This window comes from Saccharothrix luteola (genome assembly GCF_020859565.1).
Classification (GTDB): Bacteria; Actinomycetota; Actinomycetes; order Mycobacteriales; family Pseudonocardiaceae; genus Actinosynnema; species Actinosynnema luteola.
In genome coordinates this window covers 48,795-65,422 of the sequence record NZ_JAJHUO010000008.1, presented here as the reverse complement: position 1 = coordinate 65,422, position 16,628 = coordinate 48,795, and the positions used below count along the sequence as shown (strand labels likewise).

The 16,628-nt window shown below is 72.9% G+C and carries 13 protein-coding genes; 8 read left to right on the top strand and 5 right to left on the bottom strand.

The genetic code is table 11. The features are described from left to right. The first annotated feature begins 47 nt into the window (after positions 1 to 47). Both LNK82_RS13070 and LNK82_RS13065 read left to right on the top strand, forming a co-directional pair. Positions 48 to 1,460, top strand: coding sequence for a M20/M25/M40 family metallo-hydrolase (locus tag LNK82_RS13070; protein WP_230567229.1), 1,413 nt, complete (start codon positions 48 to 50; stop codon positions 1,458 to 1,460). Next, entirely contained in the window at positions 1,457 to 2,524 is a 1,068-nt protein-coding gene (locus LNK82_RS13065) for a potassium channel family protein (RefSeq protein ID WP_230567228.1), read from the top strand. Before LNK82_RS13070 ends, LNK82_RS13065 begins: the two co-directional genes overlap by 4 nt. A 37-nt stretch (positions 2,525 to 2,561) precedes the next feature. On the opposite strand, the gene LNK82_RS13060 is transcribed toward LNK82_RS13065, so the two are convergent. Then, entirely contained in the window at positions 2,562 to 4,217 is a 1,656-nt protein-coding gene (locus LNK82_RS13060) for a sensor histidine kinase (protein WP_230567227.1), read from the bottom strand. Continuing rightward, positions 4,214 to 4,897: a response regulator transcription factor gene (locus LNK82_RS13055; protein WP_230567226.1), complete on the bottom strand. Its 684-nt coding sequence runs from the start codon at positions 4,895 to 4,897 to the stop codon at positions 4,214 to 4,216. Before LNK82_RS13055 ends, LNK82_RS13060 begins: the two co-directional genes overlap by 4 nt. A gap of 772 nt (positions 4,898 to 5,669) precedes the next feature. On the opposite strand from LNK82_RS13055, the gene LNK82_RS13050 reads away from it, so the two are divergent. Further along, complete coding sequence (locus tag LNK82_RS13050) at positions 5,670 to 6,107, top strand: hypothetical protein (protein WP_230567225.1); 438 nt, start codon at positions 5,670 to 5,672, stop codon at positions 6,105 to 6,107. Here LNK82_RS13050 and LNK82_RS13045 read toward each other — a convergent pair. After that, positions 6,077 to 6,979, bottom strand: a complete 903-nt coding sequence (locus LNK82_RS13045) for a neutral zinc metallopeptidase (RefSeq protein WP_230567224.1) — start codon at positions 6,977 to 6,979, stop codon at positions 6,077 to 6,079. The two genes, LNK82_RS13050 and LNK82_RS13045, sit on opposite strands and share 31 nt — an antisense overlap. A 15-nt stretch (positions 6,980 to 6,994) precedes the next feature. Then, positions 6,995 to 8,182 (bottom strand): neutral zinc metallopeptidase, encoded by a 1,188-nt coding sequence (locus LNK82_RS13040; RefSeq protein WP_268996313.1) that lies wholly within the window; start codon positions 8,180 to 8,182, stop codon positions 6,995 to 6,997. A gap of 135 nt (positions 8,183 to 8,317) precedes the next feature. Between LNK82_RS13040 and LNK82_RS13030 the strand changes: the two genes are divergently transcribed. The 5 genes from LNK82_RS13030 to LNK82_RS13010 all read left to right on the top strand — a co-directional run bounded on the left by LNK82_RS13030 (position 8,318) and on the right by LNK82_RS13010 (position 15,415). Further along, positions 8,318 to 9,958, top strand: a complete 1,641-nt coding sequence (locus tag LNK82_RS13030) for a DUF2207 domain-containing protein (RefSeq protein WP_230567223.1) — start codon at positions 8,318 to 8,320, stop codon at positions 9,956 to 9,958. Positions 9,959 to 10,294: 336 nt separating this feature from the next. Beyond that, positions 10,295 to 11,581 (top strand): M16 family metallopeptidase, encoded by a 1,287-nt coding sequence (locus tag LNK82_RS13025; protein ID WP_230567222.1) that lies wholly within the window; start codon positions 10,295 to 10,297, stop codon positions 11,579 to 11,581. Beyond that, positions 11,578 to 12,966: a M16 family metallopeptidase gene (locus LNK82_RS13020; RefSeq protein WP_230567221.1), complete on the top strand. Its 1,389-nt coding sequence runs from the start codon at positions 11,578 to 11,580 to the stop codon at positions 12,964 to 12,966. The genes LNK82_RS13025 and LNK82_RS13020 overlap by 4 nt, the downstream gene beginning before the upstream one ends. Further along, on the top strand, positions 12,963 to 13,913 hold the full coding sequence (nudC, locus tag LNK82_RS13015) for an NAD(+) diphosphatase (RefSeq protein ID WP_230567220.1): 951 nt from the start codon (positions 12,963 to 12,965) through the stop codon (positions 13,911 to 13,913). Before LNK82_RS13020 ends, nudC begins: the two co-directional genes overlap by 4 nt. 299 nt (positions 13,914 to 14,212) lie before the next feature. Further along, on the top strand, positions 14,213 to 15,415 hold the full coding sequence (locus LNK82_RS13010; RefSeq protein WP_230567219.1) for an ROK family transcriptional regulator: 1,203 nt from the start codon (positions 14,213 to 14,215) through the stop codon (positions 15,413 to 15,415). A 38-nt stretch (positions 15,416 to 15,453) separates the two neighbouring features. Here LNK82_RS13010 and LNK82_RS13005 read toward each other — a convergent pair whose 3' ends face one another. After that, positions 15,454 to 16,527 carry an alkene reductase gene (locus tag LNK82_RS13005; protein WP_230567218.1) on the bottom strand — a complete coding sequence of 358 codons (1,074 nt, stop codon included), beginning with the start codon at positions 16,525 to 16,527 and terminating at the stop codon, positions 15,454 to 15,456. Positions 16,528 to 16,628: the final 101 nt, after the last annotated feature.

The following is a 16,628-nucleotide window of genomic DNA, read 5'->3' as shown; positions in this document are numbered from 1 at the left end:
CGGCGAACGGCGCTCCCAGGGTTCTTCCGGGGTTATCCTCCCGCACCGTGAGCGGTGATCCCGAAAAACCCGAATCCCCCGAGCGGGCGGCCGTGGCGGCGTTCGCCGACGACTTCCTGACCGGCCTGCGCGAGTGGCTGGCCATCCCGTCGATCGGCGTCGACCCGGCGCACCACGGCGACGTGGCCGCTTCCGCGCACTGGCTGGCCGACGCGCTGCGCCGCGACGGGTGGTCCGACGTGCGGGTCTGGGACGAGGGCCCGGCGCTGCCCGCCGTGTACGCCTGCCGGCCCGCGGCCGATCCCGACGCGCCGACCGTGCTGGTCTACGGCCATCACGACGTGCAGCCGGTCGACCCGGTCGAGCAGTGGCACCATCCACCGTTCGAGGCGACGGTGATCGGCGAGGAGCTGTTCGGCCGGGGCGCCAGCGACGACAAGGGCCAGGTCGCGATGCACCTGCTCGGGATGCGGGCGCACCTGGCGGCGACGGGCGCGGAGCACCCCGCGGTGACGGTGAAGCTGTTCGTGGAGGGGGAGGAGGAGTCCGGCTCGCCGCACCTGACCCGGCTGCTCGACGACCACCGCGACGACCTCGCGTGCGACCTCGTGGTGTTCACCGACACGCCGCTGTACGGGCGTGACGCGCCGACCGTGTGCACCGGCCAGCGCGGGGTGTACGGGGCGGAGGTCGTGTTCACCGGCGGGACGTCCGAGGTGCACTCCGGGCGGGCCGGCGGCAGCGTGCCGAACCCGGCGACGGCGATCGCGCGGCTCGTCGCGGCGCTGCACGACGAGGACGGGCGCGTCCGGCTCCCTGGCTTCTACACCGACGTGATCGAGCCCACGGCGGCCGAACGCGCCGACTACGCGGCGCTGCCGTTCGACGAGGCGGAGTGGCTGGCGAACGCCGGCGGCGCCCAAGGAGTGGCCGGGGAACCCGGTTGGTCGACCCTCGAACGAGTCTGGGTGCGTCCCACCGCCGAGGTCAACGGCATCCACGGCGGCTACACCGGGCCGGGGCTCAAGACGGTCGTGCCCGCGCGGGCGTCGGTGAAGCTGTCGTTCCGGCTCGTGCCCGACCAGCGGCCGGAACGGGTCGCCGACGCGTTGCGCGAGTTCGTCGCCCGCCACACCCCGGCCGGGCTGCACGCCGAGGTGGTCCCGTCCGGTGACGGCGCGCCGCCCTACGCGGTGGACGTCTCCCACCCGGCCGTGGGAGCGGTGCGCGACGCCGTGCAGGCCGCGTTCGACCAGCCCGTGCGGTTCAGCCGGACGGGTGGCTCCGGCCCGGCGGCGCTGCTGCACGGGTGGCTCGGCGTGCCGGTGGTGTACCTCGGCGCGACGTTGCCGGATGATCGGATCCACGCGCCCAACGAGCGCGTCGTCGTGCCGCTGCTGCTCCGCGGCGCCGAGGCCGCCGCCCGGTTGTGGCGACTACTGCCGGAGAGGTTGTCATGATCCGCCGCACCAGCCCGGGCGAACCGCTGGCCGACCGGCCCGGCCACTCGCTCGTCGGCGTGATCAGGATGCCGGACACGGTGCAGAGCCCGGTCCGCGCGATCATGAAGCGGGTGATCGGCGCTCTGACCGCGCTCATGGCGGCCGTGCTGATCGTCTACTTCGACCGCGACGGCTACCGCGACGTCAACGAGGACGGACTGTCCTTCCTGGACTCGGTGTACTACGCGACGGTGTCGCTCTCCACCACCGGATACGGTGACATCACCCCCGCCAGTTCGTCGGCGCGGCTGGTCAACGTCCTGGTGATCACCCCCTTGCGGGTGCTCTTCCTGATCGTCCTGGTCGGTACGACCCTCGAAGTGCTCACCGAGCGTTCGCGGCAGGCGCTGCGCATCCAGAAGTGGAGGACCAAGGTGCGGGACCACGTGGTCGTCATCGGGTACGGCACGAAAGGCCGGTCCGCCGTCAGCGCCCTCATGGGCGACGGCGCCGAGCCGGGCTCGATCGTCGTGGTCGACACCACCCAGGAGGCCTTGGACGCCGCGTCCGCGATCGGTCTCGTCACCGTCCACGGCTCCGGCACCAGCAACGACGTCCTGCGGGTCGCGGGCGTCCCCCGCGCACGTGCCGTGGTGGTCGCCGCGAACCGCGACGACACCGCCGTCCTGGTCACCCTCACCGCGCGCGAGCTGGCCCCGAAGGCGCAGATCGTCGCCTCGGTCCGGGAGCGCGAGAACGAACACCTGCTCCGCCAGTCCGGCGCGGACTCGGTCGTGGTCTCCAGCGAGACCGCGGGCAGGCTGCTGGGCATGGCCACCGCCACCCCGTCCGTGGTGGACATGGTGGAGGACCTGCTGACCCCGGACGCGGGCCTGGCGATCGCGGAACGCGACGTGGAGCCCTCGGAGATCGGCGGCTCGCCGCGCCACCTGCCGGACATAGTGCTGGGCGTGGTGCGCGACGGCACCCTGTACCGGGTGGACGCCCCGGAAGCCGACGCGGTGGAAGCCGGCGACCGCCTCCTCTACGTCAAGAAGGTCACCCCGCCGAGGGACGCCTAGCCAGCCCTCGGCACACCCTCACCGGGCACCCACACCCTCATTCGGCCAACGGAATCCGCACCTCGAACGCGGCCCCAACCGACCCGATCCCCTCACCACGCGGGCCTCGCGCACCGCCCACATGAGCGACCCCGCCGGACGGCACGAGGCCATCTGGATCGGCGACCGCTCCGCGCGCCACGTCGTCCTGTGCATCGGCGACCGCGCCCCGCCCCAGGAGGCCTTGCGGATTGGCGATCGGGTCGGGCTGCCCGCTGTCCTGCGGGTCGGTGGTGGGGCGGCCGGCACCAGCCACCGGCGCGACCGGCGCGGGCCGTGCGATACCCGCGTCCCGCACGTGTGCGGCCGGCGGGCGGCTGGGGCTCGGGCCTGATCGATCCGGCGAAAGTGGGGGGTTGTGTGGGTTGTGGACTTCTGCCTCCCGCGAGTCGTTGCCGTGGTGGCTGTCGTTGCCGTCATTGCTGTTGTTGCCGAGGGTGATGCAGGAGAGCTCGCCGCCGTGCGCGCGCACGACACCGCGGGCGATCGGCAGCCCGAGGCCCGATCCGCCGGAGCGCTGGTCCCTCGCCTCGTCCAGCCGCACCAGCCGGTCGAAGATGCGTTCCCTGTCCTCGGGCGGCACGCCCGGACCGTTGTCGGACACGACCAACCGCGCGAAGCTCCCCACCCTGGACACGCGCAGCCGCACCCGACCCGACGGGCCGGTGGCCTGGCGGGCGTTGTCGGCCAGGTTCGCCAACACCTGCGCCAACCGTTGTGGGTCGCCCGAGACGAACGCCGACTCGCCGTCGGCGGCGATGTCGAAGTCCGGCGCGAGCAACTGCGTCCGCCCCACCTCGGCCTCGGCCAGGGCGAGCAGGTCGACCCGCTCCCGGTGCAGTTCGAGGCCGGCCTCGATGCGCGCCAACGCCAGCAGGTCGTCGACCAGCCGCCCCGCCCGCCGCGACTCGCGCACGAGCAGCAGGTTCAACCGCTCCCGCTCCTCGGCACTGGCGGTCTGCATCAGGGCTTCCGCTACCGCCTGCACGCCCGCGATGGGTGTCCTCAGCTCGTGCGCCGCGTCGGCCACGAACCGTTTCGTCCGCTCCTCCGATCCCTCCAACGAGTCCAGCATGTCGTCGAACGCGGCGGCCGTCCGGCCGAGTTCGTTGTCCGCCCGCGACGGGTTGAGCCGGTACCCGCGGTTGCCGCGCGCGATCGACCGGGCCAGCGTGGTCATCGCGTCCAACGGCGCCAACGCCCGCCGGACCACGAGCACCATCGCCCCCGCCGTCACGGCCAGCGCACTCACCCCGGCCAGCAGCAACAACCGCCGCAGCCTGGTCTGCGCCGCCGTGATCACCGACGACTCGGCGTACACCGTGATCTTCGACCCGTCGAGCAACTGCCGACTGACTTCGTTCGCCACCTCCTCGTCCGGCGCGTTCCCGAACACCGTCCCGTCCGGCATGACCAGCCGGACCTCCACGCCCCGGCCTTCCAGCCGGTCCACCAGTTCCGCCCCGCGCACCCGCTGCTTGACCAGCTGCTGCGCCACCCGCGCCTTCTCCAGCAGCGCGGTGTCGACGTCCCGCTTGGACTGCGCCGCGAACAGCGCGTCCACCAGCAACACGACCCCGATCAGCACGACGCCGAGCACGCCGATCGCGGACAACGTGACCCGTCGGCGCAGCGAGACGGTCCGCAAGCTCACGTCTCGTCCGCCCTGAGCACGTAGCCCAGCCCTCGCACGGTGTGCAGCAACCGCGGCCCGTGCTCCTCCAACTTCCGGCGCAAGGCGCTGACGTGCACCTCGACCAGGTTCGGGTCGTAGTCCTCGTAACCCCACACGGCGGTGAGGATCTGCGTCTTGCCCACCACCCGCCCGCGCTGCGCGGCCAGGTACCGCAACAGGCGCAGTTCGGTGGCGGTCAACTCGATCGACGCGTCACCCCGCAGCACCACCGCCGACTCGGCGTCCACGACCAGGTCGCCGATCTGCACGGTCGACGGCGTCCGCCCCAGCCGACGCAGCACCGCGCTCACCCGGGCGACCAGCTCGGCCAGCACGAACGGCTTCACCACGTAGTCGTCCGCACCCCGGTCGAGCCCGCGCAGCCGGTCGGTCACCCCGTCCCGGGCGGTCAACATCACCACCCCGGCCCCGCACGTCCGCCGGATGACCTCCAGGAGCATGAAGCCGTCCCGACCGGGCAGCATCACGTCGAGCACCACCAGGTCCGGCCGGAACCGGACCAGGTCGCCCTCCAGGTCACGACCGTCCGGCCGGACCTGCACCTGGTAACCCGCGTCCCGCAAGGCGGAACTCACCGCGGCGCCGATCGCCTCCGCGTCCTCGATCACCAGCACCCTGGCAGCAGTCGACACCTCCATATTCTGCGTCGCGTCGCCCACTACGGCCGCAACGCCGCGATAGGCCTGGACAATCGACGGTCACTCGCCGGCGCTCGCCCCGTCACCTGCCGTCACCCGGCGCCGGGCGGTCAGCGGTCGGTTGCGGTGGGCGACGTGCCGGAGGCCTGGGCCGGCCTCCCCCGACGTGGGCGCGGACGGGAGAGACCGGCCGTCTGTGGATCCCGGTGCCACGTCGCGTCGGCGGCGGTTGGCGAGCGGTGCGGCTCGGGATGCGAATCCGATGTGGACACGGACGGGGACACGGATAGGGACAACTAGCGACAGGGACGACAGGGACGGGGGCGGCTCAGGGGCGGCTGCGCCGGCCTCGTCGTGGGGTGGGCGGTGTGTCGGCTCCCGACGAGGTGGAGCGGTCCTGTGAGCGGGCGGTGTCGTGCGGGCCTGGCTGAGGGCTTCAGGAGGCGCTACGGCGCACGCACCCGGCACGGTGACCGCGTCGGCCGGCGCAGGCGCGACGGTGACCGAGTTCGAGAGCTCCACCAGGACCCGGGACTTCTCCGGCGCGGCGGCCAGGTCCAGGGACGGAGATCCCGTCGCGGTGCGCGGTGCGGCATCCGGCGACGTGCTCGTGGTCGAACGGGTTCGGTGGGTTTCGTCGTGTTGGGCATGGGACCAGTGTCGAACAGGAGTTCGAGGGTGTGCAAGATCACGATCAGGTGATGTTTGAGGGGGCGGCGGAGCCCGTCCGCCCCCACGACAACCGACCGCTCCGTCTGCGACCATCCACGCTGTGGCGGTTCCGCGAAGCCCGGTCAGGTGGGCGCTGGTGCTGCTGGTCGTGGGCCTGGCGGCCGTCGCGGCAGCGGTCGCGTTGTGGTGGCCGCGCACGTCCGCCGAGGTCCAGCGGACCGCCGCCACCGTCGTCGCACCGGCCTCCTGCGGTGACGCGGAGGCCTACGACCGGGTCGAACTCACGATCGGTGACCGGACGCACACCGCCAAGCTCGACGGCTGCGGCCACCAGCAGGACGAGGTCGTCGAAGTCGTCGTCCCCGCCGACACCAGCGCCGAGTTCACCGTCCAAGCAGCCGCCAGCACACCGGTCGGCATGCCGTTCGAGGCCAGGCTGACCACGTTGCTCATGTGCCTGAGCGGCCTGGCCGGCGGCCTCTACGCCTACCTGCTGACCAGGCGTTCTCAGCCGACGGCCGGTGCCGGCGCCGCATAGGTGTTGCACGACGACGTCACACCCGTCGTGTACCCCTGCGACGCCCATTCGGACTGGTTGGCGGGACTGCCGTGGGCGTTCTTCTCCGGCGGCTCCTCCACGGCGTACTGGAAGTCCTCCGCCGCCTCCTGCGCCAACCCGGTCCCGATCGACCCGGACACCGCCACCAGGAACATCCCGGCGAAGCAGTTGGCCTGCAGCTCGATCCGGCGCGACATCTCCAGCCCGGCGGGCGTCTTCTCGCCCGCGTCGACGATCTTGGTGTCCGCCGCCCGCAGCATCCCCGTCAACGCCTGCACGTGGTGCCCGTACTCGTGCGCCAACGTCGCCAGGTGCGACCCGGCGCGCTCGCCGCCGCCGTTGTCACGCAGCCGCCGCGTGGGCATGTAGATGGTCCTGTTGCGACCGCAGTAGTACGCGACCGCCTCGCTCTCCGCGGGCGCCGAGCCGCACGGCCCTTCGGTCAGGTCCGGCGACGTGTCCAGCGCGGGCGAGTCGAACGGCAGGTTCGCCTGCTCCAGCACCGGCCGCCACGCCTGGTCCAGGCACACCACGCCGGCCTGGTAGTACGCCGCCAGCTCCGCGTCCGACACCCCGAACCCCGGCAACGCGCACGTCACGGCGGGCAGCCGCACGGGCGCCGTGAGCAACGGGTGGTCGGCCAGCCGGTGCACGGCACGCGGCCGAGGGGCCTCCGTCTCCGTGGACTGCACGACGGTCACGCCCGGCGCGGCCACCGCACGGCCGTTGATCCGACGGGACGTCTCGAGCTGCGTGATGCCGCCGAGGCCCAACACGCACAACACGATCAACGAGAACACGCCGATGAGGACGATCGGGTTGTTCTTGGGGGTCTCCTCGGGCGTGTGCACGGTCCTCCAGTCGGGTCAGCTGACGTCCGCCGCGCTCGCCACCCAAGTGTTGCACGCGCTCGTCTCGTTGTTTTTGAACCCGTGGTTGACCCACGCGGCGTTCCGCTCGGGCGCGCCGTGGTCCCGGTTGGGGTAGATCGGGTAGTCGCCCCGGTTCCCCGCGTCCGTCAGGGCCACCGAGATGACGTCGGCGGGCACCGCGCCGTGCGACAGCGGCGCGAGCGTCATCCCGCCGAAGCACGTGGCCTGCAGCTCCTTGCGCCGGTTCAGGTCGAGGCCCTCGGGGGTGTCCCAGCCGCCCTTCTCGTACTGGGCCTGGCCGGAGGCCCGCAGGATGCCGGACAGCCACTGGACGTGGTGGCCGTACTCGTGCGCGAGCTGGCCCAGGTACTTGCCCGGGTGGTTGGGGTTCGCCGAACCCTGTTCGTTCGCGTAGTGGTTCGGCGTCCAGTAGATGGTGCCGTCGCAGTACATGGCCGTGCGGTCCGGGCCCACGGAGCCGCACGTGTTGGTGATCTGGGACGTCACCATCACCAGCTCGACCGGCTGGTAGGGCAGGTTCGCCCGCTCGAACGACGGCTTCCACATCGCCTCGATGCACGGCAGCGAGGCCCTGAGGAAGCGGTCCTGGCCGGCGGGCGAGTACTCCATCGCCGGCAGGGGGCAGCCGCCGATGTTGAACGCGCCGAGGCCCGCCGCGTGGATCGGGTTGTCGCCCAGCGCGATGACGGCTTTCGGGCCGGCCTTCGGCGTGCTGGTCGACGTGGTCCGCGTGCTGCTCGACGTGGTGGACGCCGTCGTCGTGGTCGTCGTGGTGGTGGTGGGTTCGGGGGTGTATGTGTAGCTGTCGTACCCGGCGTTGGCCGAATCGCTCGGCTTCTTGGAGCTGCTGTTCGCGGCCACGATGCCGATCGTGGCGACACCCAGCACGAGGAAGCCGACGACCAGCGCGGCCACCAGCGGGCCCTTGCTCTTCTGCCGCGGCAGCGGCGGGTACGGCATCGGGGCGGGGCCCCAGCCCGGGGGCGGTCCGGGCGGTGGGCCCCAGTTGACCGGTGGCGGCTGCGGCGGGGCCATGGGCGGCAGGTGCCGCGGGGTCATCGGCGGCGGCATCGGGGGCGCCTGCCCCGGCCAGGACTGCGGTGGCGGCGGCTGCTGGGCGGGCCACTGCTGGGGCTGTTGGTGGTGGAGCGGGGCGGGCATCGGCGGCGGCCCAACCGGTCGTGGCGGCGGCCAGCCACCCGGCGGCGGTGGTTGCGTCATCGCTGGTGGTCCCCCATATCGCGGATGCCCGAATCAGCACAAGAGCTTAGGGGAACTCCGCTATTCTCCGCGGCCGTGTTGAAAAACTGGGGAGCGGCGGCCATCTGCGCGGTCGCGCTGTGCGCGGGTGCCGGCACGGCGACGGCGCAGCCGAGCGACGCGGCCGGGCTGCCCGGGACGGTCGGCGCGGACGTGCGGCTCAAACTGGAGCGCGACGGCAGGCTGACCGTGACCGAGGTGGTCACCGTCCCCGAGGGCGCGACCGCCACGCGGGTCGTCCCGCTGCGCGTGCCGGTCTCCGCCGATCGCGAGCGGGTTTTCCAGGTCGGCGACGCGGCCGTGGACGGCGCGGGCACGGCCACCGCGTCGGACGACGAGCTGAGGATCGCGCTCCGGGCGGGCACGTCCACCGTCAAGTACTCCGTGGTCGGCGCCGTCGCCAAGATCGGCGACACGCTGGAGCTGAGCTGGCAGCCCGCGAGCGGCTGGGACACCCCGCTCGACTCGGTGAAGGCCTCCGTGATCACGCCGGACGTGCCGCGGTCGGTGAACTGCCTGGCCGGCGAGCCGGGCACGTCGAAGCCGTGCACCAGCGCGGACCTGGGCGACGGGCGCGGCGTGCGGGTGACCGAGATCGGCCTGGCCGCCGGCGAGCGGGTCGACGTGACGGTCGGGTTGCAGGAGGGCGCGGCCCCCGCCAACGCGCGTGTGGAGGAGTCGTCCGGGCTGGCGGCGGCGTTCGCGTTAACCCCCCTCACCGGCGCCGGGCTCGGTGGGCTCGTGGTGCTGCTGCTGTGCGGCGGGTTGTTGTTGTGGTACCTCCGCGGCCGTGACGCGCGGGCGTTGGCCGGTGAGGTCGGGCCGGTGAACGTGCTGGTCACCGACGGTTCCGGGCGGGTGGCGTTCGCCTCGCCGGACGGCGTGCTGCCCGGCCAGGTGGGGACCGTGGTGGACGAGCACGTGGACGTGGTCGACGTGACCGCGACGATCGTGGACCTCGCGGTGCGCAACTACGTGTGGATCGAAGAGGTCGACGGGCACGACTGGCGGTTCGTGCGGCGCAACCCGGCCGACCCGGCGCTCTCGGGGTACGAACGCGCGGTGTACGAGGCGTTGTTGCCCGACGGTGTGGACGCGGTGTCGCTGTCGGAGCTGCGGGGCAGGCGGATCGACCTGTCTCGCGTGCGGGACGCGCTGTACGCGGACGTGGTGGCGAAGAACTGGTTCGCGCGCCGGCCGGACGCCGAGCGCAACCTGTGGTGGTGGGCCGGTGTCGGTGTCGGCGTGCTGGGCGCGGTGCTGACGGTGGTGCTGGCGCTGGCCGGCGGGGCGGCGTTGTTCGGGCTGGTGGTCGTGGTCGCCGGGGTGGCGTTGGCGGTGGGCGCGCGCACCATGCCCGCGCGGACCAAGCGCGGCAGCGTCTTGTTGGAGCACGTGCGGGGGTTGCGCGGGTACCTGCACACGGCGACGCCGCAGGACATCCCGGAGTCCGATCGGGAGATGGTGTTCTCGCGGTCGTTGCCGTACGCGGTGGTGCTGGGGGAGACGGAGCGGTGGTTGGCCACGTTCGCCGGCACGCGGCCGGGGCTGTACTGGTTCGGCGAGGCGGAGCAGGGCGGTGACCTGCGGCGGTTCGCGCAGCGGTTCCCGGCGTTCCTGGGCGCGGTGGACGGGGTGCTGGCGCAGGCGGGTCACCTGCGGTCGTTGCGGGGCTGACCCGACGTTCACTCGAAAGTGATCTTGCACATCTCGAACAGAAGTTCGACACTGGAGCCATCCCCCAACACGAACCCGCGGGCGGCGGGCGAAGGTCCACGGGGGGCGCAGCCGCAGTCGACCCGGTGTCCACACGCGCCGGCTCCACCGGGTTGGCGGCCTGCTGAGACAGGTGGTGGTCCGGACCGGCGCGGGCGCGTGCCCGGTTCCGGATCGGCGGTCGAGGCGCTGGTCGGCCGGTCGGAACCCGGTCGGTTCGCGCTGGGCGTAGCGGGATGCTTCGGTGGGTGGGCGACCATCGAGCCCGGCGGTGGTGTGAACCCGTAGGCTGCGTTCATGGCGCTACCCGAACTGCACAGGTTCACGCTTCCCAACGGTCTGCGGGTGGTGCTCGCACCCGACCGCAGCGCCCCGGTCGTCGGGGTGAGCGTGCACTACGACGTGGGTTTCCGCTCCGAGCCCGAGGGGCGGACGGGGTTCGCCCACCTCTTCGAGCACCTCATGTTCCAGGGCAGCGAGAGCCTGGAGAAGCTGGCCCACTTCCGGCACGTGCAGTCCTCGGGCGGCACGTTCAACGGGTCGACCCACCCCGACTACACCGACTACTACGAAGTGCTGCCGTCGGCGGCGCTGGAGCGGGCTCTGTTCCTCGAGGCGGACCGCATGCGGGCGCCGAAGATCACCGAGGAGAACCTGCGCAACCAGATCGACGTCGTGAAGGAGGAGATCAGGCTCAACGTGCTCAACCGACCGTACGGCGGGTTCCCGTGGATCCTCCTGCCGCCGGTCCTGTTCCAGACCTTCCCCAACGCGCACAACGGCTACGGCGACTTCACCGATCTGGAGAACGCCACCGTGGACGACTGCGCCGCGTTCTTCGACACCTACTACGCGCCGGGCAACGCCGTGCTGACGGTGGCGGGCGACTTCGACCCCGAAGGGGCGAAGGCACTCGTCGAGAAGCACTTCGGTGACGTGCCCGCCCGACCGGTGCCGTCCCGGCCGTCGTTCGCCGAGGCCGCGCCGAAGGGCGAGCTGCGGGCCGAGCACACCGACAAGCACGCGCCGATGCCCGCCATCGCCGTGGGCTACCGCATCCCGGACCCGGTGAACGAGGTCGAGGGCTACCTCGCGTACCTGGTCCTGGCCGGTGTGCTCACCGACGGCGACGGGTCGCGGCTGCAGCAGCGACTGGTGCACCGCGACGCGATCGTGGTCGACGTCGGCGCCGGGTGCGGTCTGTTCGGGCCGTTGGAGGCGCGCGACCCCGACACGTTCAGCATCACCGCGATCCACCCGGCGGAGGTCACCTCCGAGCAGGTGCTCGCGGCGGTGGACGAGGAGCTGCTGCGGTTGGCCGAGGAAGGGCCGACGGAGCAGGAGTTGGCGAAGGTCACCGCCCGCTGGGTGTCGACCATGCACCGCGAGCACGACCGGCTCACCAGCCGGACCCTGGGGCTCGGGTCGGCCGAGCTGCTGTTCGGGCGGGCGGAGCTGCTGTACGAGCTGCCGGAGAAGCTGGCCGGCATCACCACCGACGAGGTCGCCGCGGCGGCCAAGGCGTTGCGGCCCGACTCGCGCGCCGTCCTGATCCTCAACCCCGCCGACGGAGGTACCGAGTGAGCGCCCCGACCAAGCACCGCAGCGCCGAGGAGATCGGCCGTACGGAGCTAGGGCCTCGCCCGTTCCCGGAGCTGGGCGAGCAGCGGGCGGCGGCGGACCTGGACACCGTCGACACCACGCTGGCCAACGGCCTGCGGGTGCTGGCCGTGCGCCGGGACTCGGTGCCTCTCGTGGAGGTGCGGCTGCGGATCCCGTTCGGCGACCCGGCGGCGAGCAGCGTCGGCTCGACGCACGCGGCCCGCGCCGAGGTGCTGGCGAACACGATCCTCACCGGCACGGCCACCCGCAGCCGGGTGGACGTGGACACCGAGCTGGCCCTCGTCGGCGGCGAGCTGGACGCGGTGGTCGACCCGGAGCGGCTGGCGTTCTCCGGCAACGCGCTGGTGTCCGGTTTCGAGACCGTGCTGGACGTGCTGCGGGACGTGCTGACCGGCGCGACCTACCCGGCCGACGAGGTCGAGCGGGAACGCGCGCGGTTGGTGGAGCGGATCCGGTTGGCGCGCTCGCAGCCGAACGTGATCGCGCGGGAGGCGTTGCAGCGCCACCTGTACGGCGACCACCCGTTCGCCAAGGAGATGCCCGAGGCGGACGAGGTCGAGGCGGTGACGCGGGACGACGTGCTGGCGCTGCACTCGTCGGCCGTGCTGCCGCGCGGTTCGGTGATCGTCGTGGTCGGCGACGTGTCGCCGGACGCGGCGGTGCGCGCGGTCGAGGGCGCGCTGGGCGGCTGGACCGGCGAGGGCACCGCGGTGGCGTTGTCGCCGCTGCCGCCCGTGCGGGGTGGTGACGTGCTGTTCGTGCACCGCCCCGGCGCCGTGCAGTCCCAGATCCGGCTCGCCGGGCGCGGGCTGGAGCGCACCGACGACCGGTACCCGGCGTTGCAGCTGGCGAACCTGGTGTTCGGCGGGTTCTTCTCGTCCCGGCTGGTGGAGAACATCCGCGAGGACAAGGGCTACACCTACAGCGCGCGGTCGCACCCGGAGTTCACGCCGGGCGGCGCGACGCTGCTGGTGGACGCCGACACCGCGAGCGAGGTGACCGCGGCGGCGCTGCTGGAGACCCGGTACGAGCTGGGCAAGCTGGGTCTCGTGCCGCCGACGGAGTCCGAGGTGGACACCGCGCGCCGGTACGCGATCGGGTCGCTGCTGACCGCGACGTCGTCGCAGGGCGGGCTGGCGTCGTTCCTGATGAACCTCGCCGGGCTCGGGCTGGACGTCGAGTGGTTCACCGGGCACCCGGGCCGGCTGGCGGCGGTCACCGTCGAGCAGGTCACCGAGGTGGCGTTGGAGTTCTTCGCGCCGACGTCGTTCACCGGCGTGCTGGTGGGTGACGCGGACCTGTTGACCCCGCAGCTGCGGGCGCTGGGCGGCGTGACCCTGCCGTGAGCTTCGAGTTGGTGGACCTGCCCGCCTTGTCGCGGTTCACGGTGGATCGGCGGGAGCCGTTGCGCGGCGACGCGGAGCGGGTCGCGCAGCTGTGGCCGAAGGCGCGCGTCCTCACCGTGGACGTGCACGGCCGCACGTTGGTGGCCGACCAGGCATCGCGCCTGGTCGACCGCCCCGCCACCGAGTTCGGCGACGGTCCGCCGGACACGGCGGTGCTGCTCGGCGAGCAGGACGGCGTGGCGTACTGGGCGGTTCCGCTGACCGAGGACGAGACGGACGTCGGCGCGCCCTCCGGCCGGGCGTGGATCCGGCCGGAGCTGACGGACGAGCCGCAGTGGCTCGACCTGCGGGCGTGCGGCGCGTTGCTGGACGACACCGGCGCGGGCCTGTTCACGTCCGCGGTGGCGTTGTTCCACTGGCACCGGTCGGCGAAGTTCTGCGCGGTGTGCGGCGGGACGACCGAGTCGATCAAGTCCGGGTGGGCCCGGGTCTGCGAGCGGTGCGGGCACGAGGAGTACCCGCGCACGGACGCGGCGGTGATCTGCCTGGTCCACGACGGCGCGGACCAGGTGCTGCTCGCCCGCGGCGCGGGGTGGCCCGAGGGGCGGTACTCGGTGCTGGCCGGGTTCGTCGAGGCGGGCGAGTCGCTGGAGGCGTGCGTGGCGCGGGAGATCGAGGAGGAGGTCGGCGTCGAGGTCGTCGGCATCCGCTACCTCGGCAGCCAGCCGTGGCCGTTCCCGCGGTCGTTGATGGTGGGGTTCGAGGCGGTGGCCGACCCGACCGAGCCGCTGAGCCTGGCGGACGGTGAGATCGCGCAGGCCCGGTGGGTGAGCCGGGCCGACGTGCGGCAGGCGCTCGCCGAGCCGGGCAGCGTGCCCGACCTGCTGCTCGCGCCGGGCGCCTCCATCGCCTACCGGATGATCCAGTCGTGGGCGGCGGTCGACTGACCCGCCGCACCGCCTGCTGATGTCCGACCTGCTCCCGGTCGGCCCCCGGCGGCGTCACCCGGCCGGCCGAACGGCCGGTGCGGCGTGGCCGGGTCGCGCGCGAGCAACAAGCCGACCGCCGCAGGGTCGTCAACGCCGGGGCGGCCGCCGACGGGCAGCAGGTGCCGGCGACGCCGACCTGCACCGAATCGGGCGGACACTGCCGGAAGCGCACGGCAATTGGGGCACCAAGCGGATCGCAACCGACTAACGTCGAAAGTTCTACGCGCCGGTGTGGCGGCCGTGGTCATACTCGCCCGATGGGGGTCGCCGTGCACCGCAAGCTGACCGTGCGCGACCTGCGTGCCGGTAACCGGGCGCGGGTGTTGCGCGCGCTGTACTTCGACCAACCGCGCAGCCGGCAGGAACTCGCGGGCGCCACCGGGCTCAGCCAGGCGTCGGTCAGCAACGTCGTCGCCGAGCTCATGGCGGACGGCGTCGTGGTGGAGGCCGGGCAGGTCGACTCGGACGGCGGGCGGCCCCGCGTGCTGCTGCGGGTCGACCCGGGGCACGCGGCGGTGGTGGGTGTCGACGTCGGCGAGACGCACGTGCTGGTCGAGGTGTTCGACCTGACGCTGCAACGGCTGGCGGAGGCGACGTTCCCGATGGAACCGGACGTCCACTCGGTCGACGACGTGGCGCGGCGGGTCCTCGAAGGGCTCGACCGGTGCCTCACGGCCAGCGGGGTCGGCGACGTGCTCGGCGTCGGCATCGGCGTGCCGGGGCAGGTCGAGCACGGGCTGGTGTACGCGCAGACCGTCGGCTGGCGCGGTGTCGCGTTGGAACAGCTGCTCCGGACCGGGACCGACCTGCCGTTGTTCCTGGACAACGGCGCGAACACGCTGGGGCAGGCGGAGGTCTGGTTCGGCGCGGGCCGCGGCACGGGTGACGCGGTGGTCGCGTTGATCGGGTCGGGCGTCGGCGCGAGCGTCATCACCGGCGGCGTGCTGTACCGCGGCTCGTCGGGCGGTGCGGGGGAGTGGGGACACACCACGGTCGCGCTGGACGGCCGCCCGTGCCGGTGCGGCGCGCACGGGTGCCTGGAGGCGTACATCGGCGCGTCGGCCGTGGTGGAGCGGTACCGCGCGGTGAAGGCGGACGTGCCGGCCGAGCAGGAGGCGGCGTTGGCGGCGCTGGTCGCGGACGGTTCGCGGGCGGCGCGGGACGTCCTCGCCGAGACCGCCCGGTACGCGGGCCTCGGCATCGCGAACCTGATCAACCTGTTCAACCCGTCCCAGGTGATCGTCGGCGGCTGGGCCGGGCTCCTGCTCGGCGGGCGGATCCTGGACGACGTCCGCGCGCAGGCCTCCCGCCACGCCCTGCGCCGACCGTTCGAGCAGGCGTCGATCACCCTGTGCGAACTGGGTCCCGAATCCGTCGCGCTCGGCGCGGCCACGCTGCCGGTGGCCGAGTTCCTCGCCGCGGGTGGCGTGCGCCGCCGCACCCCCAGTCACGTGCTCTAGCGACGGCGCTCGCCCGCGCGAAGCGGACCCCGCTCCGGTCAGGCGGTGTGCTGGTACGTCGAGTAGGTGAGGTAGCCCGCGTCGCCGCCCTGGTAGTACGTGTCGGCGTCGACGGGCGCGATCGGCAGCGTGGCGCGGAGCCGTTCCACCAGGTCGGGGTTGGCGATGAAGGCGCGGCCGAAGCTGATCAGCTCCGCGCCCAGGCCGAGCCAGTGGTCGGCGGCGGCCCGGTCGGTCTGCTTCGGACCCATCGGGACCACCGGGTTCATGACCAGGGTGCCCGGCCACGCGCGGCGCAACCCGATCAGCACCTCCTCGTCGGCGGTCGCCTCCAGGTGCACGTAGGCGAGGTCGAAGCGGGCGAGCTCGGCGAGCAGCGCCGCGTACAGCTCCGGTACCTCGGTCTCCTCGACGCCCCAGAACGTGGCGCCGGGCGAGAGCCTGATCGCGGTGCGCTCCGCGCCGACGGCGTCCACCGTGGCCGCGACCGCCTCGACGGCGAACCGGATGCGGTGGGCGATCGGGCCGCCGTAGGAGTCGGTGCGCAGGTTGGCGTTGGACGACAGGAACTGCGAGATCAGGTAGCCGTTCGCGCCGTGCAGCTCGACGCCGTCGAACCCGGCGTCGACGGCGCGGCGGGCGGCCTCGGCGTACGAACGGGCGTGCTCGGGCACCTCGGCGGTGGCCAGGGCGCGGGGCACCGGCGCGGGCCGCGGTCCGTTCGGGGTGAACACGTCGCCCACGGCGGCGACGGCGGACGGTCCGACCGGCTGGAGACCGGTGGTGTCGGGGTGCGACACCCGGCCGCCGTGCATGATCTGGGCGAAGATGCGTCCGCCGTTGACGTGCACGGCGTCGGTGACGGGCCGCCAGGCGGCCACCTGCTCGTCGGTGTGCAGGCCCGGTGTGCTCGGGTTGGACTGCCCGATCAGGCTGGGCTGCACGCCCTCGGAGACGATCAACCCGGCCGTGGCGCGCTGGGCGTAGTAGGTCGCCATGGCCGGGGTCGCGAGACCGCCGGCCGCGGCCCGGACCCGGCTCATCGGCGCCATCACGACGCGGTTGGGCAGGTCCAGACCACCGAGGCGGTAGCGGTCGAACAGCGTGGTCATGCCGGAACTCCTTCGCACTGGTCGAGGCCCGCGACGGGCCCGACCGGTACGCTAAAACCTGACATCAATGTGAGAGGCAAGCCGTGCGGCCGGCGTCACAA

What these genes read in the sequence shown, in the direction of transcription:
- LNK82_RS13065 (WP_230567228.1), top strand. Translation starts at nt 1,457, where the DNA reads ATGATCCGCCGCACCAGCCCGGGCGAACCGCTGGCCGACCGGCCCGGC.
- LNK82_RS13055 (WP_230567226.1), bottom strand. Translation starts at nt 4,897, where the DNA reads ATGGAGGTGTCGACTGCTGCCAGGGTGCTGGTGATCGAGGACGCGGAG.
- LNK82_RS13040 (WP_268996313.1), bottom strand. Translation starts at nt 8,182, where the DNA reads ATGCCCGCCCCGCTCCACCACCAACAGCCCCAGCAGTGGCCCGCCCAG.
- LNK82_RS13025 (WP_230567222.1), top strand. Translation starts at nt 10,295, where the DNA reads ATGGCGCTACCCGAACTGCACAGGTTCACGCTTCCCAACGGTCTGCGG.
- LNK82_RS13010 (WP_230567219.1), top strand. Translation starts at nt 14,213, where the DNA reads ATGGGGGTCGCCGTGCACCGCAAGCTGACCGTGCGCGACCTGCGTGCC.
- LNK82_RS13005 (WP_230567218.1), bottom strand. Translation starts at nt 16,527, where the DNA reads ATGACCACGCTGTTCGACCGCTACCGCCTCGGTGGTCTGGACCTGCCC.